General features: G+C 69.2%; 20 protein-coding genes. 12 read left to right on the top strand and 8 right to left on the bottom strand.

The genetic code is table 11. The features are described 5' to 3' along the window. The first annotated feature begins 339 nt into the window (after positions 1-339). The 6 genes from SGR02S_RS13950 to SGR02S_RS13925 all read left to right on the top strand — a co-directional run bounded on the left by SGR02S_RS13950 (position 340) and on the right by SGR02S_RS13925 (position 9677). Positions 340-798 carry a hypothetical protein gene (locus tag SGR02S_RS13950; protein ID WP_148650925.1) on the top strand — a complete coding sequence of 153 codons (459 nt, stop codon included), beginning with the start codon at positions 340-342 and terminating at the stop codon, positions 796-798. Then, positions 795-1610 carry a ferredoxin--NADP reductase gene (locus SGR02S_RS13945; RefSeq protein ID WP_067110981.1) on the top strand — a complete coding sequence of 272 codons (816 nt, stop codon included), beginning with the start codon at positions 795-797 and terminating at the stop codon, positions 1608-1610. The genes SGR02S_RS13950 and SGR02S_RS13945 overlap by 4 nt, the downstream gene beginning before the upstream one ends. Positions 1611-1913: 303 nt before the next feature. Beyond that, positions 1914-2294: an OsmC family protein gene (locus SGR02S_RS13940; protein ID WP_067110979.1), complete on the top strand. Its 381-nt coding sequence runs from the start codon at positions 1914-1916 to the stop codon at positions 2292-2294. 79 nt (positions 2295-2373) lie between these two features. Next, positions 2374-3732, top strand: a complete 1359-nt coding sequence (locus SGR02S_RS13935) for a PAS domain-containing protein (protein WP_067110978.1) — start codon at positions 2374-2376, stop codon at positions 3730-3732. Positions 3733-3964: 232 nt separating this feature from the next. After that, positions 3965-8686 (top strand): NAD-glutamate dehydrogenase, encoded by a 4722-nt coding sequence (locus SGR02S_RS13930; protein WP_082737357.1) that lies wholly within the window; start codon positions 3965-3967, stop codon positions 8684-8686. Between the two features lie 118 nt (positions 8687-8804). After that, positions 8805-9677, top strand: coding sequence for an ATP-grasp domain-containing protein (locus SGR02S_RS13925; RefSeq protein ID WP_067110974.1), 873 nt, complete (start codon positions 8805-8807; stop codon positions 9675-9677). A 9-nt stretch (positions 9678-9686) separates the two neighbouring features. On the opposite strand, the gene SGR02S_RS13920 is transcribed toward SGR02S_RS13925, so the two are convergent. The 8 genes from SGR02S_RS13920 to SGR02S_RS13885 all read right to left on the bottom strand — a co-directional run bounded on the left by SGR02S_RS13920 (position 9687) and on the right by SGR02S_RS13885 (position 17893). Continuing rightward, the gene (locus SGR02S_RS13920; RefSeq protein ID WP_067110971.1) at positions 9687-9926 is read right to left on the bottom strand and encodes a ribbon-helix-helix domain-containing protein; all 240 of its coding nucleotides are present in this window, start codon (positions 9924-9926) and stop codon (positions 9687-9689) included. Between the two features lie 216 nt (positions 9927-10142). Further along, entirely contained in the window at positions 10143-10865 is a 723-nt protein-coding gene (gene phbB / locus SGR02S_RS13915) for an acetoacetyl-CoA reductase (RefSeq protein WP_067110968.1), read from the bottom strand. A gap of 74 nt (positions 10866-10939) precedes the next feature. After that, the gene (locus SGR02S_RS13910; RefSeq protein WP_067110963.1) at positions 10940-12421 is read right to left on the bottom strand and encodes a DUF1963 domain-containing protein; all 1482 of its coding nucleotides are present in this window, start codon (positions 12419-12421) and stop codon (positions 10940-10942) included. Positions 12422-12518: 97 nt separating this feature from the next. Next, the gene (hemH, locus tag SGR02S_RS13905) at positions 12519-13511 is read right to left on the bottom strand and encodes a ferrochelatase (protein ID WP_067110961.1); all 993 of its coding nucleotides are present in this window, start codon (positions 13509-13511) and stop codon (positions 12519-12521) included. Next, entirely contained in the window at positions 13508-15796 is a 2289-nt protein-coding gene (locus SGR02S_RS13900) for a xanthine dehydrogenase family protein molybdopterin-binding subunit (protein WP_067110959.1), read from the bottom strand. The genes hemH and SGR02S_RS13900 overlap by 4 nt, the downstream gene beginning before the upstream one ends. Before the next feature lie 55 nt (positions 15797-15851). Further along, entirely contained in the window at positions 15852-16454 is a 603-nt protein-coding gene (locus tag SGR02S_RS13895) for a hypothetical protein (protein ID WP_067110956.1), read from the bottom strand. Positions 16455-16480: 26 nt separating this feature from the next. After that, positions 16481-16903 carry a CoA-binding protein gene (locus SGR02S_RS13890; RefSeq protein ID WP_067110954.1) on the bottom strand — a complete coding sequence of 141 codons (423 nt, stop codon included), beginning with the start codon at positions 16901-16903 and terminating at the stop codon, positions 16481-16483. After that, the gene (locus SGR02S_RS13885; protein ID WP_067110951.1) at positions 16904-17893 is read right to left on the bottom strand and encodes an Mrp/NBP35 family ATP-binding protein; all 990 of its coding nucleotides are present in this window, start codon (positions 17891-17893) and stop codon (positions 16904-16906) included. Between the two features lie 171 nt (positions 17894-18064). Between SGR02S_RS13885 and hflK the strand changes: the two genes are divergently transcribed. From hflK to SGR02S_RS13855, 6 genes are all read left to right on the top strand, one after another. Beyond that, positions 18065-19165, top strand: coding sequence for a protease modulator HflK (hflK, locus tag SGR02S_RS13880; protein ID WP_311880123.1), 1101 nt, complete (start codon positions 18065-18067; stop codon positions 19163-19165). After that, positions 19165-20016, top strand: coding sequence for a protease modulator HflC (gene hflC, locus SGR02S_RS13875; RefSeq protein ID WP_067110943.1), 852 nt, complete (start codon positions 19165-19167; stop codon positions 20014-20016). The genes hflK and hflC overlap by 1 nt, the downstream gene beginning before the upstream one ends. A gap of 139 nt (positions 20017-20155) precedes the next feature. After that, on the top strand, positions 20156-21655 hold the full coding sequence (locus SGR02S_RS13870; RefSeq protein ID WP_067110941.1) for a trypsin-like peptidase domain-containing protein: 1500 nt from the start codon (positions 20156-20158) through the stop codon (positions 21653-21655). A 363-nt stretch (positions 21656-22018) separates the two neighbouring features. Then, positions 22019-22387: a VOC family protein gene (locus SGR02S_RS13865; RefSeq protein WP_067110939.1), complete on the top strand. Its 369-nt coding sequence runs from the start codon at positions 22019-22021 to the stop codon at positions 22385-22387. A gap of 155 nt (positions 22388-22542) precedes the next feature. Beyond that, positions 22543-24138 (top strand): helicase HerA-like domain-containing protein, encoded by a 1596-nt coding sequence (locus tag SGR02S_RS13860; RefSeq protein ID WP_067110937.1) that lies wholly within the window; start codon positions 22543-22545, stop codon positions 24136-24138. A gap of 64 nt (positions 24139-24202) precedes the next feature. Then, complete coding sequence (locus SGR02S_RS13855) at positions 24203-25489, top strand: cytochrome P450 (RefSeq protein ID WP_067110934.1); 1287 nt, start codon at positions 24203-24205, stop codon at positions 25487-25489. The last annotated feature ends 76 nt before the right edge of the window (positions 25490-25565 follow it).

Raw genomic sequence — 25565 nt, 5'->3', positions numbered from 1 at the left:
TGGCGGGAGGGGAGTCGCCTGCATTCACGAAATGACGAAGGTCATGCGCTGAAACTGGCACGCCGCGATAATGTGAGAAAGGCCTTTTGACGCGGGCCGGAGGCAGCGCGGAACGCGAACCCGAATGCTAGGCCTGATGGCTCTGGATTGACCCTCTTCGTCATTGCAAACCCAGACCTGATCCGGGCTCGCAATGAGTCCGACCGATGGCATCGCGCTTCAATGGACGGTTCGGCCGCAATTATCGCGCGACGGGTCAATCTGTAATTGCAAATGACTCTCAATAGTATGTATGGCGATCCGCGACCGCCGGCCTGCGCCCGGCCGCAGGAGGAACAGATGTACGCGCTTGTCGATCGTCCCGTGGAGAGCCTCTGCAACGGCGGGCGCCTTCTGCTGTGGGCGATGCGCGGGTGGGCGCTGGCGATCGAGCGCGGATGCTGCCCGGCGCGCGCGCTGCACCGCGGCTTTGCGGGCGTCGGCGCGCTCGCCGCGCTGCCCGATGTCCACGTCGCCTTCGCGCTGCTCGTCAGCGGCTCGCGCACCCGGCTGGCGTTCGCGCCGATGGGCTGCGCGCGCATCGGCGAGGTCGAGGCGATCCTGCTCCGCCTGTGGAGCGACGCGGCGTCGGGCGGGACGGACACGGCGCGCGCGACGCTCGGCCTGCTGGTCGACGAGGCGAGCGTTGCGCCCGCGCTCGCGGCGATCGACGCCGCCGCCTCGCAACTCGCAGCAGCCGGATTCGACCTTTCGCACCTCACCACGCCCTCTCCCAGCCTGTCAGGACCATCGACATGAGCGATCGCATCGCCGCCGCCGCGAAACTCGCGCCTTCCGCTTCGCTGACCGTGGAGGAGGTGCTGCGCGTGCGGCACTGGAACGATCATCTGTTCAGCTTCTCGATCACCCGCCCGCCGAGCTTCCGTTTCCGGTCGGGCGAGTTCGTGCTGCTCGGCCTGCCGGGCGAAGGGCGGCCGCTGCTGCGCGCCTATTCGATCGCCAGCCCCGCCTATGCCGACGAGCTCGAGTTCCTGTCGATCAAGGTGCCCGACGGGCCACTGACCTCGCGCCTTCAGGCGATCGCGCCGGGCGATCCGCTCTATCTCGGCCGCAAGCCGACGGGGACGCTGGTCACCGACGCGCTGCTGCCGGGACGGCGGCTGTTCCTGCTGTCGACGGGCACCGGCCTCGCGCCTTTCCTCAGCCTCGCGCGCGACCCCGACATCTACGAACGCTTCAACGAGATACTGCTCGTCCATTGCGCGCGGCAGGTCAGCGACCTCGCCTTCCGCGAGGAACTGGAGAGCCAGCTTGCCGGCGACCCGCTGGTGCAGGACCAGGCGCTGCTGCAGTTCCACTATCTGCCCACCGTGACGCGCGAGGCGTTCCGGTCGACCGGGCGGATCGGCGCGCTGATCGACAGCGGCCGCCTGTTTGGCCATCCGCTGACCGGCGCGCCGCATTTCGATCCGGCGACCGACCGCATCATGATGTGCGGCAGCATGGCGATGATCCGCGACCTTCAGGCGCGCTTCGAGGCGCTGGGATTCCGGGAGGGATCGAACGCGGCGCCGGGCGATTTCGTGATCGAGCGCGCTTTCGTCGGATAGGGGCTTTTCGGGGAATCATCGGGCGTCGCGGCCGCTGAAGCGGTGGGCGCTCCATATTCCCGCATCCTTCCGTTCGTGTCTCGACTTTGCTCGACACGAACGGAAAGGGAAGTGATTGATTGGCGTGCGCCGCTCTACTCGCAGCGGGGTGGGCCGTTGCGGCGTTGTCGCCCACCCCCGACCCCTCCCGCTTGCGGGAGGGGGAGATCGGGCGGCGAAAGGCGGTATTCGGCCGGACGCTGCGCATTGATCGGGGCCACACCCGGCTGATAGCATGAGGGCTCACCGGACAGGGAGACTCGCATGGCGCAGGGCATCGCACGCATCGGCAGAGACCGCTATCGCACCGCGATAGAGGTGGGCGGCCGCGCGCTTGTCGCCGACGAGCCGCCGGCGCTGGGCGGGCAGGGGGCGGGCTTCGCGCCCTATGACCTGTTGCTCGCCAGCCTCGGCGCCTGCACCGCGATCACGCTGCGCATGTACGCCGACCGTAAGGGCTGGCCGCTCGAATCGGTCGAGGTTTCGCTGCGCCTCCACGGCCAGGAGGAACGGCGCATCGACCGCCGGCTGGCGATCGTCGGCCTCGATGCCGACCAGCAGGCGCGGCTCGCCGACATTGCCGAGCGCACGCCGGTGACGCTGACGCTGAAGGCCGGCCTGCCGATCGACACCAGCCTCGCCTGACGGCGTCGGCGCATCGTTTACGCCGCTTTTACCAGTCCCGGTGCATGAATCCGCCGATGATTGCGACTGGGGACAGATGATGGACAGCATGCGCGGCCTGCTTTCGGGCAGCCATGACCAGGACGACGGCGCCATCGACGCGCCGCCGGCCGTCGGGGTCGACGAGCGGCGGATGCAGGTCCGGGCCTATAACCACTGGGCCTCGCTGCTCGGCGACCGTTCCTATCCGTCGGCCGAGGACCTCGACCTCGACAATGTCGGCGATTTCGGGCCGCATGCGGTGCTGCTCGATTTCACTGCCGGAATCGAGAATCCGGCGGTCGCCTTTCTGGGCGAGCGGCTGCGCGCCGAATCCGAAATCGACGAGGACGTCCAGTATATCAGCCAGATCCCCGGCCGGTCGCTGCTGTCGCGGCTGACCGACCATTATCTCCAGATCATCGCCAACCGCGCCCCGATCGGCTTTGAGGCCGAGTTCATCAACGACCGCGGCATCACCATCATGTATCGCGGCATCCTGCTGCCTTTCTCGTCCGACGACGACACGATCGATTTCATCCTCGGCGTGATCAACTGGAAGGAAGCGGCGCCCGCCGACCAGGCGGAGGAACTGCAATTGTCGGTCGAACAGGCGCTGCGCAGCGCGCCGCCGCTCACCGCGCCGGTGCCGGTCTGGGCCGACGGTCCCGACTCGGGCCATATGGACGACGCGGCCGAGCCGGGCTTCGCGGCGCTGGCGCCCGATGCCGCCGCCAGCGTTCGTGCGCGCCGCCCGCTGACGCTCGACGGCGCTGGGGACGCGGACGAAAGCGCGCCCGCCGCGCTCGACGAGACGGCGGAACTCGCCGATTGGCTGGCGCTTGCCCGCGAAACCGCGGAGCGCGCGCAGAGCGCCGACAGCCGCAGCCGCCACGCGCTCTATGCGGCGGTCGAGCGCGCCTGGGATTTCGCGCTGGCCGCCGAGACGCAGCCGCAGGCTTTTGCCGCGCTGATCGAGGATGCCGGAATCCGGGCCCAGCTGCGCGCGCCGATGACGCCGGTGGTCAAGCTCGTCTTCGGCGCCGGCTACGACAAGACGCGGCTCGCTGAATATGCCTGTGTGCTGGGACATGCGCGCGAGGAGGGCGTCGGGCGGGGCGCGCTTGCCGCCTATCTCGACCGCTATCCGGGCGGGCTCAAGGGACTGGTCAAGGATGCGCGCGCCAGCCGCCGCCCGCGCCGCGAGACGGCGGATGCCGGCGGTGCGCGGCTCGAAGCGCTGCGCGCCGCGCCGCCCGCGGTGCTGCTAGAGCATGATGCGGGCGATGCCGAGTTCGTCGTGCTGATCGCGCGGACGATGCCCGGCGGCCATATCGGCGTCGTCGCCAAGGCGGCCGACGATCCGGCGTTGGTTGCACGGCTTGCGAAGAAGGCGATCGCCATCGCTCCGGCCGCCTGACGCCCGCTCCGTCCGCCGGCGAAACTTCGATGAAAGCTGGGATTTGACGGGGGTGCGGGAGGCTGGCCGACCGCGCCTCGCGTAACAGACAAACCGAAGCTTGAAATTATTTTACGCTAGGGCGGGGGAGGGCTTGAGCCGCGCGCGCCGGAGGCGCATAGGGATCGGATCGAGCGGACCGGCCGGTTCCCGGCGAGGCCTGCCAACCTTGGCTCGGGGATACGACACCATCATGCCTCTTACCGATACCGAAGCGCCGGAAGCCTCTATTGCGCCGGCGGCGCAGGCGCCTGCAAAAATTTCCAAAGCCTATCAAGCCGCGCTGCACGGCAGCGCCCTCCCCGGCGAAGGGGACGACCTTGACGCCAAGGCGCTTGCCGCGGCGGGCGAGTTCGTCGCGCGGGCCTCGCTCGAACGCGCGCCCGGCAAGCCGTCGCTGCTGATCGAACCGATCGCGACCGACGGAATCGACCGGCGGATGCGCCTCGCGGTCGTCAACGACGACATGCCCTTCCTCGTCGATTCGACCTCGCAGATCGTTGGGGCGCAGGGGCTGGTCATCCACCGTATCCTGCACCCCGTCGTCTCGGTCGACCGCGATGCGAAAGGCAAGCTGACCGGGGTCGATTCGGGCAAGGCGGGCGCGACGCGCGAATCGGTCATCTACATGGAGCTGGAGCGCGGCGACGCACGCGCGCGCCGGCGCCTGATCGACGGGCTCGAAGCGGCGCTCGCCGACGTGCGTGCCGCAGTCGCCGACTGGAAGGCGATGCGCGCCGCGATGCTCGCCGATGCCGCGATGCGCGCCGACGGCGAGGGCGCCGAACTGCTGCGCTGGTTCGAGGGCGGCGCGATGACGCAGCTCGGCCACGAATGGCGCACGCGCGACGGCGCGGTCCACGATCCGCTCGGCATTTCGGCAAGCGGCAGTTCGCAGCTCGTGTCGGCCAACGCGCTCGCCGCGGCCTTCCAGTGGTTCGATGCGAAGGCGAAGGCGGGCACCGGCCATGCGCCGCTGCTGATCAAGTCGAACCGGCTGTCGTCAGTGCATCGCCGCGTGCTGCTCGATCTGGTCATCGTCCCCGAATATAAGGGCAAGAAGGCGGAGCGGCTGTCGATCCACGCCGGCCTGTGGACCAGCCAGGCGCTGTCGACCCCGCCCGCCAAGGTGCCGATGCTGCGCGCGCAACTCGACGCGCTGATGACGAAATTCGGCTTCGATCCCGCAGGGCACGCCGGCAAGGCGCTCGCGCATGCGCTGACCGCGTTGCCGCACGACCTGCTGATCGCGTTCGACGGCTCCGCGCTCGAGGAACTGGTGCTCACTTCGATGTCGATCACCGATCGGCCGCGCCCGAAGATCGTGATGGTGCAGAGCGCGCTCGGCCGCCACCTGTTCGCTTTCGTCTGGCTGCCCCGCGACGAGGTGTCGACGGGCCGCCGTCTCGCGGTCGAATCGCTGCTCGCGCGCGAAGCGAAGGCCGGCGTGATCGGCTGGACGATGGTGCTCGAAGACGGCGGCGCGGCGCTGCTCCGCTACACGCTCGACCTGCGCGGCGACGGCGTCGTGCCCGATGCGGCGGCGCTCAACGCCCAGCTCGAACAGATGGTGCGCGGCTGGCAGCCGGAGGTCGAGGCGGCGCTCGCGCGGCACGGCGACGCCGGGCGCGCGGCGGCGCTCGCGGCGCGCTTCGCCCCGCTGTTCCCGCCCAATTACCGCAACCTCTATGACCCCGAAGAGGCGGCGCGCGATATCCTGCGCCTGCGCGACCTCGATGCCGACCGGCCGCGCAGCGTCCGCCTCGCGAGGAAGAGCCTCGACGGCGACGACCGCCTGCGGCTCAAGGTCTATAGCGCCGCCGGCCCGCTGGCGCTGTCCGACGTCGTGCCGGCGCTCGAGCATTTCGGCTTCGAGGTGCTCGAGGAACTGCCGACCGAACTGCACGTCCGCTCGGGCGGCGACGAGGAGGGGGAAGGCGAGCCGACCTTCATCCACGATTTCACGCTGCGCCTTCCCGCCAATGTCGACGAACTGGCGTTGCTGCCGCATGTCGAGACGATCGAGGGCGCGATCGCCGCGGTGCTCGACGGCCGGGCGGAGAATGACGCGTTCAACGAACTGGTGCTGGTCACGCAGACCGAACCGCAGGCGATCGTCTGGCTGCGCGCCTGGTTCCGCTATCTGCGCCAGGGCGGGTCGAGCTATGGCATGGACACCGTCGTCGCGGCGCTGCGCCACGCGCCCGCGCTGACCGCGGCGCTGATCGAACGGTTCTGCGCGCTCCACGATCCGAAGAGCCGCGACGCGGCGCGCGCCGAGGCGCTCGATGCGCAGATCAGGGCGGGCTTCGCGGGCATCAAGTCGATTGACGACGACCGCATCCTGCGGCTGTTCCACGCGGTGATCGGCGCGACGCTGCGCACCAACGCCTTCGCCCCCGCGGCGGCCGAGGCGCTGGCGTTCAAGATCGACAGCGCGCAGGTTCCCGGCCTGCCCAAGCCGCTGCCGTGGCGCGAGGTGTGGGTATACAGCCCCCGCGTCGAGGGCGTCCATCTGCGCGCCGGCCCGGTCGCGCGCGGCGGGCTGCGCTGGTCCGACCGGCGCGACGACTTCCGCACCGAGATTCTCGGCCTGATGAAGGCGCAGCGCGTCAAGAACGCCGTGATCGTGCCGACCGGCGCGAAGGGCGGCTTCTATCCGAAGGCGCTGCCCAACCCGGCGGAGGACCGCGATGCCTGGTTCGCCGAAGGCAAGGAATGCTATCGCATCTTCATCCGTTCGCTGCTGTCGATCACCGACAATCTCGTGGGCGGCAAGGTCGTGCATCCGAAGGACGTGGTGATCCGCGACGGCGAGGACCCTTATTTCGTCGTCGCCGCCGACAAGGGCACCGCGACCTTCTCCGACGTCGCCAATGCGCTGGCGATGGAGCGCGACTTCTGGTTGGGCGACGCGTTCGCGAGCGGCGGGTCGCATGGCTATGACCACAAGGGCATGGGCATCACCGCGCGCGGCGCCTGGGTCTCGGTCCAGCGCCATTTCGCCGAGATGGGCGTTGATGTGCAGACCGACACGGTGCGCGTCGTCGGCTGCGGCGACATGTCGGGCGACGTGTTCGGCAACGGCATGCTGCTGTCGAAGGCGATCAAGCTGGTCGCCGCCTTCGACCATCGCCACATCTTCCTCGACCCCGATCCCGATCCGACCAAAAGCTGGAAGGAGCGCGAGCGGCTGTTCAGGCTGCCGCGGTCGAGTTGGGACGATTATGACCGCAAGCTGATCTCGAAGGGCGGCGGCGTCTTCCCGCGCAGCCAGAAGAGCATCGCGCTGACCCCCGAGGTGCAGGCGGCGCTCGGCCTGTCGGTGTCGGAGATCGAACCGACGGCGCTGATCTCCGCGATCCTCAAGGCGCCGGTCGACCTGCTGTGGTTCGGCGGCATCGGCACCTATCTGAAGGCGGCGAGCCAGAACAATGCCGAGGTCGGCGACCCCGCCAACGATGCGCTGCGCGTCGATGCGGAGGACCTGCGCGTCCGCGTCGTCGGCGAGGGCGCCAACCTAGGCGTGACACAGGCGGCGCGCATCGCCTTCGCGATGCGGGGCGGGCGGATCAACGCCGACTTCGTGGACAACAGCGCCGGCGTCGACTGCTCGGACAACGAGGTCAACATCAAGATCGCGCTCAACCGCGAGATGGCCGAGGGCCGGCTGGCGCAGGCCGATCGCGACGCGCTGCTCGTCCGCATGACCGACGATGTCGCAGCGCTGGTGCTCGAGGACAACCGGCTCCAGGCGCTTGCGCTGTCGATCGCCGAAAAGGGCGGTGCCGGCGCGGTGCCGTCGCTGGTGCGAATCATGGAGACGTTCGAGGCGTCGGGGCGGCTCGACCGCAAGGTCGAAGGGCTCGCCGCGAACGACGAACTGCTTCGCCGCGCGCAGGAAGGGCGCGGGCTGACCCGGCCCGAACTCGCGATCCTGATCTCGACCGCGAAGCTCGCGCTTCAGGACGCGATTGAGGCGAGCGACCTGCCCGACGATCCGGCGCTAGCGGGCGATCTCGCGGCGGCCTTCCCGGCCGAGATGCAGCGCGATTTCGGCAAGGCGATCGCCGAGCACCAGCTGCGGCGTGAGATCATCGCGACCAAGCTCGCCAACCGCATCGTCAACCGCATGGGCGTCGTTCATCCCTTCGAACTGGTCGAGGAGGAGGGACGCTCGCTCGGCGACATCGCGGCGGCCTTCGTCGCGGTCGAGCGTCTGCTCGACGTGCGCGAGATCTGGGCGTCGCTCGACACTGCGAAGATCGACGAATCGATCCGCCTGTCGCTGTTCAGCCAAGCTGCGTCGGCGATGACCTCGCAGATGGCGGACCTGCTGCGGATCAGCCCGACGCTCACCCAGCCGGGACCGGTGGTCGCGCGCCTGGAGCCCGGCGTCGACCGGCTGACGATGACGGTCGACACGCTGCTCAGCGAATCGGTCCGGCGCCAGTGGGACATGCTCAGCAAGCAGTTGCTTGATGCCGGCGCGCCCGAGGCGCTGACTGCCGCGGTGGTGCGCCTGTTCAAGACCGACGGCGCGATCGGCATCGTCGACCTCGCCGAACGGCGCGGCGACGACGAGGTCGGGGTGACGACCGCCTTTACCCATCTGGGCGAGGCGCTGGGGCTCGACTGGGCGCAGACGCTCGCCGCGCACATGAGCCCCGCCGATCCGTGGGAGCGGCTGCTTGTCAACAGCCTCGCGCGCGATTTCCAGCAGATGCGCCTCGGCTTCCTCGCCGGGCTGCCGAAGGGCGATCTCGACGCGGCGGTGACGAAATGGCTCGCCGAGCATGCGGCGCGCGTCGCGCAGTTCCGCAGCGTCGTCGACCGTGCGCGGACGATTCCCAGCCCGAACGGCGCCATGCTCTCGCACATCGCCGGGCAGGCGCGCGGATTGTTGGGGCGATAGGTCGATGACAGCCCGCGTCGTCATTGCGAGCGGAGCGAAGCAATCCGGAGCGGTTATGGCCCGCTCGGGATTGCCGCGACGCTTCGCTCCTCGCAATGACGGAGCGGCGGACGTCGTCATGCCCTATCAGCCGCGCGTCGCGATCCTCGTCCCGGCCGCCGACTATGGCGAACATTGGCATCCGGCGCTCGCGCGCAAGACCGCGGCGCTGACCGCCGCCGGGCTGGCGGTCGAGCCGCGGGTGTGGACCGATCCGGGCGATCTTTCGGGATTCGGCCTGATCCTGCCGCTGCTCGCCTGGGGCTATCCGCGCGCATCCGCCCGCTGGTATGCGCTGCTCGACCGGCTCGAAGCCGAGGGGCTGCGGGTCGTCAATCCGGTGCTGGTGCTGCGCTGGAACAGCGACAAGGCCTATCTCGCCGAACTGGGCGCGAAGGGTGTCGCCGTGGTGCCGACGATCGAGGTCACGGCGCTCGACGACGACGCATTGGCCGCCGCGCGCGCGGCGCTCGGCGCCGAAGAGCTGGTCGTGAAGCCGCCGGTGTCGGCGGGGTCAGACGGCACGCACCGGCTGGCGGCGGACGCCACCGTCCCGCCCGATGCGCGCGGGCAGCGGCGGCTGATTCAGCCCTTCATGCCCGGCGTGCTTGCCGAGGGGGAATATTCGCTTTTCCTGTTCGGCGGCCGCTACAGCCACGCGATCGTCAAGCGCCCGGCGGCGGGCGATTTCCGCGTCCAGCCGCAATTCGGCGGGCGCGAAGAGATATGGACGGCGAGCGCGGCGGCGCGTTCGCTGGCTGAAAGCGCGCTGGCGGCGGCGCCGGCTGCGACCATCTATGCCCGCGTCGACATGATCGGCGACGGCCGCGGCGGCTTCGCGATCATGGAACTTGAACTGATCGAACCGCAACTCTTCCTGAATTTCGCGCCCGACAGCGGTGCGGCATTCGGGGCTGCGGTGGCGGGGGCGCTGCTCACCGGCCAATCATGAGCGGCCAATTCACCAGCCTCTTTCCCGCCACAGCCACTGACGGATCGCCGAGGTCAGGTTCGGCGGGTCGTCCGCTTCCATCCGCTCGACGTCGATCCGCGCGACGAGGGCGTTGACGGGCAGAGCCCGCCGCCGGGCCTCTGCCTCGAGCGCATCCCAGAACATCGGTTCGAGGCTGATCGAGGTCGGATGACCGGCGATGGTCACCGATCGCTTGACGGGGGGGTGGAAAGGTGGGGTGTCGGCCATTCAACCTATCTGCCGTCCGCATCCGGCGAAGTCGAGATGCCCGACGGAAAGGCGGGCACTCGCGGCGACGGCAAAGCCGCCGCCGTGACGTCAGACGGGTTCGGCCAGCCTTCGGGCCGACCGCCCCGCTGGCCGAGCCGGCGGCTGCCGCTTTGCGGCACCGGCGCCTAACTCGTCGTTCGCTTCGCGACCGCCTTCGTTACACGCCTGCCGCCGTCAATACATGTGCTGCCCGCCGTTGATGCTCATCGTCGATCCGGTCACGAAGCCGGCGTCTTCGCTGCACAGGAAGGCGACGCCGCGCGCGATCTCGTCGGCCTGGCCGAGGCGGCCGACGGGGATCTTGGCGACGATCTTCTCAAGCACCGGCGCGGGCACCGCGGCGACCATGTCGGTGTCGATGTAGCCGGGCGCGATCGCGTTGACCGTCACGCCCTTCTTCGCGCCTTCCTGCGCCAGCGCCTTGGTGAAGCCGTGGATGCCCGATTTGGCGGCGGCATAGTTGACCTGGCCATATTGCCCCGCCTGGCCGTTGATCGACCCGATGTTGACGATGCGGCCCCAGCCGCGCTCGACCATGCCGGGAAAGGTCGCCTTCGCCATGTTGAAGCAGCCGCCGAGGTTGATGCGCATCACGTCGTGCCAGTCGTCGTAGCTCATGCGGGCGAGCGTGCCGTCGCGGGTGATGCCGGCATTATTGACGACGATGTCGATCGGCCCGACCTCGTCCGCGACCCGCACGCAGCCGTCGAGGCACGCCTGATGGTCGCCGACGTCCCATTTATAGGCCGCTATCCCGGTGCGCTCGGTAAAGGCGCGCGCCTTTTCGTCATTGCCGGCATAGTTGGCGACGACGGTGATGCCCATGCCCTGCAGCTTCAGCGAAATGGCTTCGCCGATGCCGCGGGTGCCGCCGGTGACGATTGCGACGCGTGTCATGTCTGTTGCTCTCCCACAGATGTTCTACCCCTTGATTAGGACGGGGCGGGGAGCGTCGCAAGTTGACCGGAACGTCAATCGCGCATCGTTTCGGGCACGCGTCGGCCGGCGCGGACGCGCGAGACGTCGCCGACCGCAAACTCGGCGCCGGCGACGGTCAGCACAAGGTCCGCGCCGCCGCCCGCAAGCCCCGGCAGCAGCCCGTCCGCCGGCAAAGTCAGCAGCCGCAGCATGCCCGGCTCCCGCCCCGGATCGCCACCGCCCATCGTCGGCGCGGCGCGCTCTGCCAGGTCGCGCCACAGCGGCTCAAAGAAGGCGCGCGCGGGGGCGGACATAAGGCCGGGGTCGCGGCACCAGCCGCGCTGCGCCTGTTCGAACGCCTGCCGCAGATAGGCGCCGACCCACAGATCGGCCCGCGCGTTGTGGCGGGTCAGCGGCAGCGTGAGGATGTCGGCACGTGCCTCGCCCGTCTCCGGATCGGTCGCGTGCGTTACGTGCGTCCAGCGGATCGCGTGCAGCGCCGCCATCACCGCGCCGGCATCGGCGGCGGAAAAATCCTGCCGGCCCGCCGTGTCGCGGATAATCGCGATAATCTCCTCGGCGCGCGCGCGGGCGTCGCGGTTGGTGCGCACTGCATCGGTCAGTTCTTCGCTGGCGCCGACGGGCAGGATAGCGTCGGTCGCCAGCCGGTCGAGACGCGCTTCGAGCAGGTCGGCCATCGCCAGCATGCTCTGCCAATCGAAGGGGTGGAAGGCCGGGTCGGCGATGTCATAGCCCTCGGCGCCCAGCGCGGCGACCCAATCCTCCGGCGCATCCGCTGCTTCGCTTTCCGATTCGCCCGGTGCGGCCTCGATCACGTCGACCGGCCATTCGGGAAAGGGCTCGCCGTGCGGCGGATCGCGCGGCGGCCCGTCCTCGGCAAGGTGCAGCACGAGCGGCGCGTTCGTGGCCGGATGGCGGAAGAAAGCGAGCGAGCCGTGCCGCGGTCCGAGCCCGCCCCACAGCGCGGCGGGCAGCGCGTCGCAGGCGATCTGTGCGACGAAGACGGCGTCGACGCCATCGATCCGCGGCCAGTCGAGCGACGCGGGCAGGCGCAGGCGGCCGCCGATGCGGCTGTTCGTCGAGATCGCGTCGCGCAGCGGGACCTGCGGGACGAGGCGCACGACGACGCCGGCGGCTGCCAGCGCGGCCTCGTCCGACGTGTCGGCTATCGGTGTCTCCGGCGGGGCGGCCGGGGCGTCGGCGGCGCGCTGCTCGACCGCGGCGATCTGCGCTTCGAGCACGGCCGCGTCGAAACGGTCGGGCGGTGCGCTTTCGTCGTCGGCTTCGGCCGCGTGCGTCGATTTGATTCGCGCGAGGCGCGACGGCGCCATGGCGATCGCCGGCTCGGCGTCGCGGGTCCGGCTCCGCTTTGCGAACGGCCGCTCGCGCGGTGCGGGCGCACGCGGCGCGGGCTCGGTCTGGGGACGCCGCGCGCGCAGGACCAGGAACAGGATCAGCAGGAAGACCAGCGTGACGCCGGCCAGCGTCAGCGCCGCCGATTGCAGGTCGCTCATGGCCTATCTCCACATCAAACGCCCGGCCGGCCGCGGGGCCGCGACAGCTTAGGCGAAGGAGTTAAACAGGAAGTAAGCGCTTTCCCCGACCGGCCATTTACCCCGGCAGCCAGCCGGCCAGTTCGCGCCGGACGAGCGCGGTCAGCATTTCGAGGCCCGCCACGTCGGCGTTGAGGCAGGGCAGATAGGCGAAATTGCGCCCGCCCGCGCGCTCGAAGGTCTGCTTGCCGCGAATCGCCAGTTCCTCCAGCGTTTCGAGGCAGTCGGCGGCGAAGCCGGGGGCGAAGACCGCGACGCTGCGGCCTTCGCCGCCCAGCCGTGCGAGCGTCGCCTCGGTTGCGGGTTCGAGCCAGCGGGCGCGGCCGAAGCGCGACTGGAAGGCGACCTCGACCGGGCGGCCGAGCGCGTCGGACAGAAGTCGCGCCGTCGTCTGGCACTGGTCGTGATAGGGATCGCCGAGCGCGCGCGTCCGCTCGGGCATGCCGTGGAAGCTCGCGAGCAGCACGTCGGGCGCGAAGTCGAGCGCCGCCAGCCCCGCTTCGACCGATGCCTTCAGCGCGCCGATATAGGCGGGGTCGTCGGGGTAGGGCGGCAGGAAACGCAGGCTCGGCTGCGCGCGCAGCGTCGCCAGATGCGCGCCGACGGCATCGACCGCGGTCGCGGTCGTCGCGCCGCAATATTGGGGATAGAGCGGCACGACGAGGATGCGATCGCACCCTGCGGCGATCAGCGCGTCGATCGCCGGGCCGATCGCCGGCTCGCCATAGCGCATCGCGTAAGTGACCCGCGCCGCCGGGCCAAGGTCGGCCTGCAGCGCGTCGGCCTGTGCCCGCGTGATCGCGGCGAGCGGCGAGCCCGCATCGCTCCATATCAGCCGATAGGCGCGCGCCGATTTCGCGGGCCGCGTGGTCAACACCGCGCCGCGCAGGATCGGCTGCCACAGGAGGGGCGGGATTTCGACGACGCGCCGGTCGGACAGGAATTCGGCCAGATAGCGGCGCACCGCCCCCGGCTCGGGCGCGTCGGGGGTGCCGAGATTGACGAGCAGCACGCCGATGCGCGCGCCGTTATGGCCGGGCGGCGGCGTCACAGCGGATGCGCCGACAGCGGCAGGCGACGGATGCGGCGGCCCGTTGCGGCGAACATCGCGTTGGCGACTGCGGGGGCGACGACCGGCACCCCGATCTCGCCGATCCCGCCGGGGTCGCGGTCGCTGTCGATGAACTCGATCAGGATCTGCGGCGTCTGCGACAGGCGCGGCAGGCCGATCTGGTGCAGCTTGCGCGCTGTGGCGAGGCCGCCTTCGTAATCGGTCGTCGCGCCGACCGCGGCGGCGAGGCCGAAGATCAGCCCGCCCTCCACCTGCTGCCGCGCGATCGCAGGGTTCACCAGCCGCCCGGCATCGACCACCGCGACGAGTTGTTCGACCTGCAACCCCTTGTCGCTGGCGCGCGCGGTCGCCATCAGCGCGATATGACTGCCGCGCATCGAATGGCAGGCCAGTCCCTGCGCGGTGCCGGCGAGGCCGCCCTCCCAGCCGCCGAGGCTGGTCGCGGTGAGCAGGCAGCGTGCGAGCAGCGGCGCCTGTCCCAGCATCGCCATGCGATAGGACAGCGCATCGGCCCCGGCGCGCGCCGCCATCTCGTCGACGAAACATTCGGTGAAGAAGGCGGTGTAGCTGTCGGCGTTGCCGCGCCAGCGCGCGGTCGGCAGGCCGATGTCGGCGGGGCAATGATCGACCGCGTGGTGCGGGATGGCATAGACGCCGCCCGCGCCCTCGACCGCCGCCGCGTCGACCCGCCCCGCGGCGTCGCGCTGCGCGACGTCGGCGGGCGTGCCGTCGAACAGGCGGGCGCGGGCCTCGTGATTCGTCGCTGGCACGGCGATCCGCGCGACGAGCGCGTCGATGCCGCCCGCCGCGTTGAGCGTCGCGGTCATCTTCGCGCGCGCGGGCGCACGCGGCATGTCGCGCATGATCTCTTCGGCGCGTGACCAGCAGAGCTGGACGGGACGCTTCACCTGCCGCGCGATGATCGCTGCCTGCACCGCGACGCTGTGGTCGAGGCAGGCGTCGAACGATCCGCCCGCCATCATCGGGAACAATGTCACGGCGGCGGGGGACAGACCCGTGGCGCGCGCGATCGCGTCGCGGCACTGCGCGGGCGCCTGCGTCGCAACCCAGACGCGCAGTCGGTCGCCCGAAGGCGCGGCGGTCGCGGTGCGCGTCTCGATCGGGGCGTGGAGCGCCGGGGCGACGAGATAGTCGGCGGCGATCCGCTCCCGGCCCGCCATCGCGTCCTCGACGTCGCCCTTGTGCGCGATGCGATAGCCGTCGCCCTTCAGCGCGGCGGCGAGCGCGCGGTCGATGCCGTCACTGGAAATCGGGGTTCCGCCGGTCTCGAATTCGGGGGCGAAGCGGTCGAGCGCGCGGTTCGCGGCCCACCAGTTGCGCGCGACCGCGGCGACCCAGCGCTCGTGCTCGACGACCGACAGCACGCCGGGCGAGGCGAGCCCCGCCTTGCGATCGATGCGCTTCAGCCGCGTCGCGCCGAACGGTCCCTGGCGGATCGCGGCATAGACCATGTCGGGCAGGCGGATGTCGCCGGCGTAATTGGCCGACCCATCGACCTTCGCCGGCAGGTCGAGCCGGGTAAGGTCCTTGCCATAGAGCGGGTCGGCGCTCGACGCGCGATAAACGGGCTCGGCAGGCGGTTCGAGCAAAGCGGCGGCGGCGGCCAGTTCTCCGAAGGACAGTTTCCGGGGGCCGAGGGTGACGAAGCCGTCCTGCGTGTCGCACTGCTGCCAGTCGGCGTCCCAGCGCCGCGCCGCCGCCATCATCAGCAGCGCGCGCGCCTGCGCCGCGGCGTCGCGACACGGCGCTTCGAACATGCGCACCGACGAGCTGTTGGCGGTCAGCATCACCGCGTGGCGCACCGCCCATTCGCGCCGCGCCCAGCTGCGCACGTCGGCGACGAAATCGGGGACGCCGGCGCGCGGCATGAAGACGGCGCTATCCTCGTCGACGATCAGCGTGTTGGTGTAGAGCGCGTTGATCGGCGCCGTCTCGACCGCGACCGTGCGCCAGTCGGCGCCCAGTTCGTCGGCCATGATCTGCGGCAGCAGCGTGGTGACGCCCTGGCCCATCTCGCATTGCGGGACGATCGCGCTGATATGCCCATCGTCGCCGATCTTCAGGAAGGCGTTAAAGACATGCTCGTCGGGCGCGGCGGTCAGGTTGGGGCGATAATCGCGCGGCCACACCGACCAGGCGAGCGCCAGCCCGCCCGCCGCGGTGGCGCCGACCAGCAGCGAACGGCGGCTGACCGGCGGCAGGCGCCGCCCCTTCGTGTCGATCGTGTCGCGAATGCCCGCCATCGCCGCTGCTGATAAGCGGGGCGCGGCGGGGAGGCAAAGGCTTTCGGGGCGGCTTTTATTCCGGCCATCCCCACGGCGCGGGGGGCGGGGGCACCGGCCGGTCATAGTCGAAGGCGACGCGGAACAGGCGGTCCTCGCGCCGCAGTTCATAGACATAGCCCGAATCGCTGGTCTCGACGGCCCAGACGTTGGTCGTCGACGCGTGGCTTCCGGTGCGTCCGAACAGCGCGATCGATTCGGCGTCGACGGGAAATTCCTGCCGCGTCGCGGTACCGGAGGTCGCGGTATCGCCGCCGTACATCGTCGTCTCGTCCTTCGATCCGTCGGCGTGGCGATGGTCGTGCTTCAGCCGCAGGCCGGCGTCGGTGCGGGTGATAATCCAGGTGCGCGAACGGTCCCAGCCGCCGTCCTCCGCCAGCCCCTCGATATGGAAGGGGATTTCGATCCGGTCGGGGGTGCAGCGGCGGAAATGAACGATCATCGCCTTGTCGCGCATCGCGGCATCGGCCTGCTGGTCACTGACGAGGCGTCCTGCATAGGCCTTGCCGCAATGGTCGGCGAGCGCGGCGAAGAAGACATCCTGCGGGTCCGCCTGCGCGGGCGAGGTAGCGCAGGCCGCAAGCGCGGCGGCGGCCGTGGCGGCAAAGAACGGCTTCATGTCGGCTAGTCCCCCTGTCAGGCTTCCTATTTCAACAGTCCCAGCCGCGGAATCTCGACCTTCGGGCAGCGATCCATGACCACGGTCAGCCCCGCCGCCTCGGCGCGGCGCGCGGCGTCATGGTCGATCACGCCGATCTGCATCCACACCGCCTTCGCGCCGTGGACGATCGCCTCGTCGACCGCGGCGCCGGCTTCGGCGCTGTTGCGGAAGATGTCGACGATCTCGGCCGGCGGCTCGACATTGGCGAGCGTTGCGACGACCGGCGCGCCGTGGATCGTCGCGCCCGCGTGGCCGGGGTTGACCGCGATCACGTCATGCCCCTGGCGGACGAGGAAGCCGAGCACCTCGTTCGAGGCGCGCGCCGGGTTGGGGGAGGCGCCGACCACCGCGATACGGCGCGGCCGGCTCAGCAACTCGCGGATTTCGCCTTCGTCGTTGATCGCCATCTAGCGGCCTTTCCGTGCTTCGAGCCATGCGGCGACGCGCGCCGCTATCGCGTGGAACGGCTCGCCTTGCGGGTCGGTTCCGGCGGCGGGCGGAACGCCGCCGTCGCTCGCGAGGCGGATGCCCATCGCCAGCGGCACCCGGCCCAGAAAGTCGAGCCCCATCTCCTTCGCCGCCGTCTCGGCGCCGCCGCTGCCGAACGGGTCGCTCACCCCGCCGCAATGCGGGCAGACATAGCCCGCCATATTCTCGACGAGGCCGATGATCGGTACCTCGACCTGCTCGAACAGCGACACGGCGCGCGCCGCGTCCATCAGCGCCAGGTCCTGCGGGGTCGAAACGATCACCGCGCCCGCCGGCTTGTGCTTCTGGATCATGGTCAGCTGGACGTCGCCGGTGCCGGGGGGCAGGTCGACGACCAGCGTGTCGACCGCACCCCAGCTCGCGTCGACGAGCTGTTCGAGCGCGCGCCCGGCCATCGGCCCGCGCCACGCGATCGCCTGCCCCGGCGCGGCGATCTGCCCGGTCGACAGCATCGGCACGCCATAGGCATTGTCGACCGGCACCAGCTTCGACCCGCGCGACGCGGGCTTGGCATCCTCGCTGTCCATCAGCCGGGGCAGCGACGGGCCGTGGATGTCGGCATCGACCAGCCCGACCTTGACCCCCAGCCGCCGCAGTGCGACCGCCAGATTGGCCGCGAGGGTCGACTTGCCGACGCCGCCCTTGCCGCTGCCGACCGCGATGATGGTGAGCGTCTTCTTTTCGGCGGTCATCGCGACGCGGACCTCTCGCACTCCCGCTTCGTTCAGCAGCGCGGCGCGCACTCTGTCCTCGAGCGGCTGGCGCTCGTCGGTGGCAAGGCCGGTGACGTCGAGGACGACCGCGAGCAGACCCGTGTCGTCGAGCAGCCGCAAGCCCGATGTGCGCCCCGCCGACGCCTCCGCGGCGGTGGCGGTCAGGCGGGCGATGTCGGGGGCTGGGTCGGTCATGTCCAGCGCAGATAGGCATGATGGGCCGGATTGCCAGCCATTTTATCCAGACACCCCCTGTTAATCGCGCCCGCCGCCCCTATAAATGCAGGCATGAGCAATGGCAGCGATGGCAACATGGAAGGCCGCGCCCCCGGGGGAGTGCGGCAATTTTTCCATCAGATCAGTCAGATGGCAAACAGTCCCTGGGGCAATGGCCCCAAGGGGGGCAAGGATGACGGCGGCGACGGCAAGCGGCCCGGCCCGCGCAATCCGTGGGTGACGCCCGACCCGACCGACCCGCTGCGCGGACGCAAGCCGCGCGGTCCCTCGGCGCTCGACGAGCTGCTGCGCAAGGGACGCGGCTTCGGTGGCGGTGGCGGCTCGGGCGGCGGCGGCGATGGCGGCGGCTTCGACGTCGCGATGGCGGCGCGGCGCTGGAAATGGGCGATCGTCGCGGTCGTGCTGGTCATGGTGCTGCTGTCGATGGTGCATATCGTGCCGCCCGAAAAGGAAGGCGTCGTCACGCGGCTCGGCAGCTATTCGCGGACGGTCGGCCCGGGCGTCAAATGGACGCTGCCGCCGCCGCTCGAGCGGATTCGGCTGGAGGACGTGCGCGCGATCCGCACCATGCCGATCGGTTCGCCCAACGCGACCGACGAGAATTTCGTGCTGACCCGCGACCAGAGCCTTGTCGACCTCGCCTATGAGGTCCGCTGGTCGGTGCGCGATCCCGAACTCTATTTCTTCCAGCTCGCCGACCCCGACGGGACGATCCGCGAGGTGGCCGAAAGCTCGATGCGCGCGACGGTCGCCAATTTCGACCTCGTCCAGGCAATCGGCCCGGGCCGCGTCGAGATCGAGGCGCAGGTGCAGCGGCGGATGCAGGACCTGCTCGACCAGTATCGCGCCGGGGTGACGATCCAGGGCATCGCAATCCGGCAGGCCGATCCGCCGAGCCAGGTCGACGAAGCGTTCAAGGAGGTCACCGCGGCACGGCAGGAGCGCGAATCGGCGATCAACCGCTCGCGCGCCTATCAGCAGCAGGTGCTCGAACGCGCGCGCGGCGACACCGCGGCGTTCGACCAGATCTACGAACAGTACAGGCTCGCGCCGGGCGTGACCCGCAAGCGGCTCTATTACGAAACCATGGAGAGCATTTTGTCGAACGTCGACAAGACGATCGTCGAGGCGCGCGGGGTGACACCCTATCTGCCGCTTAACGAAGTGCAGCGCCGCCTGAACAGCAGCGAGGCCGACGCGGCCGCGGCGCCCGCGAAGGGAGGCCAGTGATGTTCGAATCGCTGATGCGCAACCCGCTCCGCCTGCTCGTCGGGCTGCTCGCCTTCCTCGTCCTGCTGTCGCAGACGCTCGCGATCGTGCCCGAGGACAAGCAGGCGCTGATCCTGCGCTTCGGCGAGATCGAGCGCACCGTGAACCGCTACAAGTCCGGCGAGCAGTTCGGCCGGTCGGGTGCCGGGCTCGTCGTGCGCGTGCCCTTCATCGACGGCATCCAGTATATCGACAAGCGCGTACTGGGCGTGAACATGGAGCGCCAGCAGGTGCTCTCGACCGACCAGCAGCGGCTGCAGGTCGATGCCTTCGCGCGCTTCCGCATCACCAACCCGGTGCGCATGTACACCGCGATCCGCTCCGAGGAACGGTTGCAGCAGCAGCTCGCGACGATCCTCGGCTCGTCGCTGCGCAACGAACTGGGCAAGCGGACCTTCGCGACGCTGCTGTCGCCCGAGCGCGGCGCGGTGATGGACAATATCCAGATCGCGCTCAACCGCGAGGCGCAGAAGTACGGCGCCGAGATCATCGACGTCCGCATCAAGCGCGCCGACCTGCCCGAAGGGGCGACGCTGGTCGCGGCCTACAACCGCATGCGGTCGGCCCGGCAGCAGGAAGCGATCGCGATCCGCGCCGAGGGCGAGAAGGAAGCGCAGATCATCCGCGGCAACGCCGACGGCGAGGCGGCGCGCATCTATGCCGCCAGCTTCGGCAAGGACCCCGAATTCTATGATTTCTATCGGGCGATGCAAAGCTATCGGCAGACCTTCCTGGGCGAGAACAACCAGGGTGGATCGTCCTTGATCCTGTCGCCCGACAATGAATATCTGAAGCGGTTCCGAGGGGGCTGACACCCGCTGCCCGGCGGCGGGACGGTCGATGAACGGGATGTGCAACCGCCGTTCATGTTCAATTGCCGTTCAGCCACGCGGTCGCAGACAACCGCCGCCGGGGCCACGGGTTTTTCGTGAGAGAAGAGGATTTGCGATCGTGCGATATGTTTATGGCATCACTTCGGCCTTGCTGGTGGGCGGCACGGCGCTGGCGCTGGTCACCCAGTCGCCCGTCGGGGCGCAGGTTGCGCAGAACGAGCGCAGCGAAATCGCCAAGGCCGTTCCGCGCGCCGGCGCGCCCGAAAGCTTCGCCGACCTCGTCGAGCAGTTGCAGCCCGCGGTGGTCAACATCTCGACCAAGCAGGAGGTGACGCTCGGCGTCCGGCTCAATCCCTTCGCGGGCACGCGCGAGCCGATCACGCAGGAACAGCAGGGGGGCGGCTCGGGCTTCCTGATCTCGACCGATGGCTATATCGTCACCAACAACCACGTCATTTCCGGCGGTCCGCGCGGCGAGGAAGTCAACCAGGTCACGGTGACGCTGACCAACCAGAAGGAATATAAGGCGCGGATCGTCGGCCGCGACGTCGCATCCGACCTCGCCTTGCTCAAGATCGACGCGACGGGTCTGCCCTTCGTCAAGTTCGCAGACGGCAGTTCGGCGCGCGTCGGCGACTGGGTGATCGCGATCGGCAATCCGCTCGGCCTCGGCTCGACGGTCACCGCCGGCATCATCTCGGCGGTCCAGCGCAACCTGGGTCAGGGCGGGGCCTACGACCGCTATATCCAGACCGACACCGCGATCAACCGCGGCAATTCGGGCGGCCCGCTGTTCGACCTCAACGGCAATGTGGTCGGCATCAACAACATGCTGATCTCGCCGGTGGGCGCGAACATCGGCGTCAACTTCGCGATCCCCGCCGAAGCGGCGATCCCGGTGATCAACGCGCTGCGCTCGGGCGAGAAGATCGAGCGCGGCTACCTCGGCATCGGCATCGCGCCGGTCGACGAGGACCTCGCTTCGGCGCTCGGCCTGCCCAAGGATCGCGGCGAGTTCGTCCAGCGCGTCGAGGAAGACGGTGCGGCGGCGAAGGCCGGGCTCAAGCGCGGCGACGTCGTGACCAAGGTCAACGGCAAGGATGTGACGCCGCAGCAGACGCTGTCCTACATCGTCGCCAACACCAAGCCGGGGACGCGCATCCCGATCGAGGTGGTGCGCGAGGGCAAGACGATGACCCTGACCGCCGTCGTCGGCACCCGCCCGCCCGAATCGGAGCTTGCCGGCGCCAATTTCGATCCCGAGGACGATCAGGCGCTGCCCGACGATCCCAAGGGGACCGCCGACCAGACGGTGCAGGATACGCTCGGCCTCGCGGTGCAGACGCTGACCTCCGACATCGCGCGCGCGGTCGGCGTCGATGCCGGCACCAAGGGGCTGGTGATTGTCGCCGCCGCGGGCAGCAGCGATGCCGGCCGCAAGGGGCTGCGCCGCGGCGACGTGATCGTCAGCGCCAACCGCACGCCGGTGACGTCGAGCGAGGCGCTGGCAAAGGTGCTGAGCGATGCGAAGAAGGCAGGCCGCGACGCGGTGCTGCTCGAAGTCCTGCGTCGCGGCGGTCCCTCCGCCTTCATCGCGATCCGCCTCAAGGGCAATTGACCGGCTCGTCCGGCCATCGAAAGGGGCGCCGCGATCCTCGGGTCCGGCGCCCTTTTTTTTGGTAATCATCCCTTTTCGACAGGGAACCGTTCCCCGGCGAAAGCCGGGGTCCAGATGGCGTAGCGCTGCCCAGCGTGGGCCCCGGCTTTCGCCGGGGAACGGCTCCGTCCATGGCTTACACCTGAATCGGGCGCGGCGCAGAACGGCCGGCGGCGCCTTGGTTCAGCATGATGAAGCGGGAAAGCAGCGTGCTTCAACCCCGAAGCGCGTCCACGACCGCGATCAACACGCTTCCTTTTTCTTTGTGCTCACTACATAATGTTCCTATTATGTTCTCATAATCGCGAATCGGGAGATGACAAGATGATCGGATATGTGACGATGGGCACGAACGACCTGGCGAGGGCCGCGGCCTTTTATGATGCGATCGCGGCCGAACTCGGCGTGTCGCGGATAATGGAGTTCGACAATTTCATCGCGTGGGGCAAGGAAGGCGGCGGCGCCGGCATCGGCCTGACCCGGCCTTTCGACGGCAATCCCGCGACCGTCGGCAACGGCGTGATGGTCGCGCTGGAGGCGCGCGACGCGGAACAGGTCCAGCGCCTCCACGCCATCGCGCTCGCCAACGGCGGCACCTGCGAAGGCCCGCCGGGACCGCGCGGCGAAGGCTTCTACGCCGGCTATTTCCGCGACCCCGACGGTAACAAGCTCAACGCTTTCATCATGGGGTGAGGAACCTCAGGCGGGGGGATTCCGGACATTTCCTGTCCTGGTCGCCCCTGCCCCTTCTTCGTCATCGTCGCCCGAACCGCCAACGGGTTTGCCGATTGCCTGATTTCCGCCTCCGCTCTAGACCCGGCAGGGTGTCCAACGGGAAGGAAGAGACAGTGAGCGACGGCAGCGAAGCGACCGAAATCTATATCGGCCTCGGCGGCGGCGGAGCGCCCGACGGGCCGCGCCAGTCGCTCGTGCTCAAGCGCGCCAACCGTCACGGGCTGATCGCCGGCGCGACCGGCACCGGCAAGACGGTGACGCTGCAAGGCCTCGCCGAAAGCTTCTCCGCCGTCGGCGTGCCCGTCTTCGTCGCCGACGTGAAGGGCGATCTGTCGGGCATGGCGATGGCGGGCAGCCCGACCGCCAAGACGCACGAACCCTTCGCCAAGCGCGCGGCGGAGATCGGCGACAGCGGCTGGGCCTATCGCGACAATCCGGTGATCTTCTGGGACCTGTTCGGCGAGCAGGGGCATCCGGTGCGCACCACCGTGTCCGAAATGGGGCCGCTGCTGCTTGCACGGCTGATGGGGCTCAACGAGGTGCAGGAGGGGGTGCTGACGATCGCCTTCCGCGTCGCCGACGAACAGAATCTGCTGCTGCTCGACATGGGCGACCTGCAGGCGATGCTCGCCTGGTGCGCGCAGAATGCCGACGAGCTGACGACGAAATACGGCAATGTGTCGAAGGCGACGGTCGGGACGATTCAGCGCCAGCTGCTGACGCTCGAAAGCCAGGGCGGCAATCATTTCTTCGGCGAGCCCGCGCTCGACATTCAGGACATGATCCGCACCGACGATCAGGGACGCGGCTATGTCAGCATCCTCGCCGCCGACAAGCTGATGGCGAGCCCGAAGCTCTATGCGACCTTCCTGCTCTGGCTGCTGTCGGAGATGTTCGAGACGCTGCCCGAGGTCGGCGACCCCGACAAGCCGAAGCTCGTCTTCTTCTTCGACGAGGCTCACCTGCTGTTCGACGATGCGCCCAAGGCGCTCGTCGACAAGATCGAGCAGGTCGTGCGCCTGATCCGCTCGAAGGGCGTCGGCGTCTATTTCGTCACCCAGAACCCGATCGACGTGCCCGAAGCGGTCGCGGGGCAACTCGGCAACCGCGTCCAGCACGCGCTGCGCGCCTTCACCCCGCGCGATCAGAAAGCGGTGAAGGCGGCCGCCGACACCTTCCGCCCCAACCCCAAGGTCGACGTTGCGCGCGAGATCACCGAGTTGAAAGTCGGCGAGGCGCTGGTGTCGTTGCTGATGGCCGACGGCGCGCCGTCGCCGGTCGAGCGCACGCTGATCAAGCCGCCCTGCTCGCGCGCCGGCCCGCTCGAGGTCAAGGAGCGCGCGATCATCCAGTCGATCTCTCCGGTCGCGGGCAAGTATGACGAAGCGGTGAATCGCGAGAGCGCCGAGGAACTGCTCGCCGCCAAGGCCGAACAGGCGCAGGCCGCCGCGATCGAGGCGAAGGCGCAGGCCGAGGCCGACAAGCAGGCGGCGCTCGCCGCCAAGGAGGAGGCGAAGCGCAAGGCGGCCGAGGAGCGCGAACGGCTGCGGCTAGAGAAGGCGGCGGCGCGCGAGGCGGCGAAACCCAGCTTCACGGAAAAGATGGTGCAATCGGCCGCCCGCTCCGCCGCAACCAGCCTTGGCCGCCAGGTCGCGGGCAAGTTCGGCGGGCAACTGATGCGCGGGATTTTGGGCGGGCTGTTCAAGTAGAGAAGCAGACCCGTCGTTTCCATCCCTCTCGACACCGCCCGCGACATGAGGCAGCTTGGGTTTCATGACAAAACCCATATTGCCTGGAGAGGTAGCCGCCGCCGTCGTCGATCCCGTCGCTTATGGCGAATGGGACGGGCTGCATCAGCAACTGGCGTGGGCGCGGGCCCATGCGCCGCTCGCGGTCGCAGAAAACCCCGATCACGATCCCTTCTGGCTGGTGACGCGCCACGCCGACATCATGGCGATCAGCCGCGATCCGCAGCGTTTCGCAAATGGCGTCCGCCAGACGGTGCTGACCAACCGCGAGGGCGAGGCGCTGGCGCGCGCGGCGACGCCCGGCAATGACGGCCATCTCATCCGCTCGCTGGTTCAGATGGACGCCCCCGACCATATGAAATACCGCCTGCTGACGCAGGCCTGGTTCGCGCCCAAGAATCTGCGCATCGTCGAGGACCGCGTCCGCAAGCTGGCGCGCGAGGCCGTCGATCATATGTTGTCCTTCGACGGGGAATGCGATTTCGCACGCGACGTCGCCGCGCATTATCCGCTGCGCGTCATCATGGACATATTGGGCGTGCCGCCCGAGGACGAGCCGCGGATGCTGATGCTGACGCAGCAATTGTTCGGATCGACCGACCCCGACCTCAATCGCAGCCGCGAGGCGATTACCAGCGCCGAACAGGCGATCGCGATGCTCCATTATGTGATCGCCGATTTCGAGACCTATTTCCGCGAACTGACCGCCGACCGCCGCGCCAGCCCGCGCGAGGACATCGCGACGGTGATCGCCAATGCGACGATCGACGGCGGGCCGATCCCCGACCGCGAACTGGCAGGCTATTATATGATCGTCGCGACCGCGGGACACGACACCACCAGCGCCTCGACAGCCGGGGCGATGATGGAACTGGCGAAGAATCCGGCGCTGTTCGAACGCTTCCGCGACGCGGAAACGGAGAAGGCCGGGCTGATCGAGGAGGCGATCCGCTGGACGACGCCCGTGCAGCATTTCATGCGCAGCGCGAAAGCGGATGTCGAGGTCGGCGGGCAGACGATCCGTGAAGGCGACTGGCTGATGCTCAACTATGTCTCCGCCAACCGCGACGAGGCGGTGTTCGACGACCCGTTCACTTTCGATCCCGACCGCCGCAAGAATCAGCAGATCGCCTTCGGCTTCGGCGCGCATGTCTGTCTGGGTCAATATCTCGCGCGGATGGAGATGCGTATCCTGATGGAGGAACTGCTGCCGCGGCTGAAGAAAATCGAACTCGCGGGCGAACCGGCGCGGGTCGAGTCGGTGTTCGTCGGCGGGCTCAAGCGCCTGCCGATCCGGTTCGAGGCGGCGTGAACGGTAAGGGCGGCCGGTTCGGCTGTCAGATCAAGCTCCATGGCTTGTTTGGCGTTTACACCCTTGAGACAGGGAC

The organism is Sphingopyxis granuli NBRC 100800 (assembly GCF_001591045.1).
In the GTDB taxonomy this organism is placed as follows: Bacteria; Pseudomonadota; Alphaproteobacteria; order Sphingomonadales; family Sphingomonadaceae; genus Sphingopyxis; species Sphingopyxis granuli.
Note: the sequence above shows the minus strand (reverse complement) of the source record. Positions and strands in the feature narration are given on the sequence as shown.

Coding starts and splice junctions, on each gene's coding strand:
- SGR02S_RS13950 (WP_148650925.1), top strand. CDS start 340: ATGTACGCGCTTGTCGATCGTCCCGTGGAGAGCCTCTGCAACGGCGGG.
- SGR02S_RS13945 (WP_067110981.1), top strand. CDS start 795: ATGAGCGATCGCATCGCCGCCGCCGCGAAACTCGCGCCTTCCGCTTCG.
- SGR02S_RS13940 (WP_067110979.1), top strand. CDS start 1,914: ATGGCGCAGGGCATCGCACGCATCGGCAGAGACCGCTATCGCACCGCG.
- SGR02S_RS13935 (WP_067110978.1), top strand. CDS start 2,374: ATGGACAGCATGCGCGGCCTGCTTTCGGGCAGCCATGACCAGGACGAC.
- SGR02S_RS13930 (WP_082737357.1), top strand. CDS start 3,965: ATGCCTCTTACCGATACCGAAGCGCCGGAAGCCTCTATTGCGCCGGCG.
- SGR02S_RS13925 (WP_067110974.1), top strand. CDS start 8,805: ATGCCCTATCAGCCGCGCGTCGCGATCCTCGTCCCGGCCGCCGACTAT.
- SGR02S_RS13920 (WP_067110971.1), bottom strand. CDS start 9,926: ATGGCCGACACCCCACCTTTCCACCCCCCCGTCAAGCGATCGGTGACC.
- phbB (WP_067110968.1), bottom strand. CDS start 10,865: ATGACACGCGTCGCAATCGTCACCGGCGGCACCCGCGGCATCGGCGAA.
- SGR02S_RS13910 (WP_067110963.1), bottom strand. CDS start 12,421: ATGAGCGACCTGCAATCGGCGGCGCTGACGCTGGCCGGCGTCACGCTG.
- SGR02S_RS13900 (WP_067110959.1), bottom strand. CDS start 15,796: ATGGCGGGCATTCGCGACACGATCGACACGAAGGGGCGGCGCCTGCCG.
- SGR02S_RS13895 (WP_067110956.1), bottom strand. CDS start 16,454: ATGAAGCCGTTCTTTGCCGCCACGGCCGCCGCCGCGCTTGCGGCCTGC.
- SGR02S_RS13890 (WP_067110954.1), bottom strand. CDS start 16,903: ATGGCGATCAACGACGAAGGCGAAATCCGCGAGTTGCTGAGCCGGCCG.
- SGR02S_RS13885 (WP_067110951.1), bottom strand. CDS start 17,893: ATGACCGACCCAGCCCCCGACATCGCCCGCCTGACCGCCACCGCCGCG.
- hflK (WP_311880123.1), top strand. CDS start 18,065: ATGGCAAACAGTCCCTGGGGCAATGGCCCCAAGGGGGGCAAGGATGAC.
- hflC (WP_067110943.1), top strand. CDS start 19,165: ATGTTCGAATCGCTGATGCGCAACCCGCTCCGCCTGCTCGTCGGGCTG.
- SGR02S_RS13865 (WP_067110939.1), top strand. CDS start 22,019: ATGATCGGATATGTGACGATGGGCACGAACGACCTGGCGAGGGCCGCG.
- SGR02S_RS13855 (WP_067110934.1), top strand. CDS start 24,203: ATGACAAAACCCATATTGCCTGGAGAGGTAGCCGCCGCCGTCGTCGAT.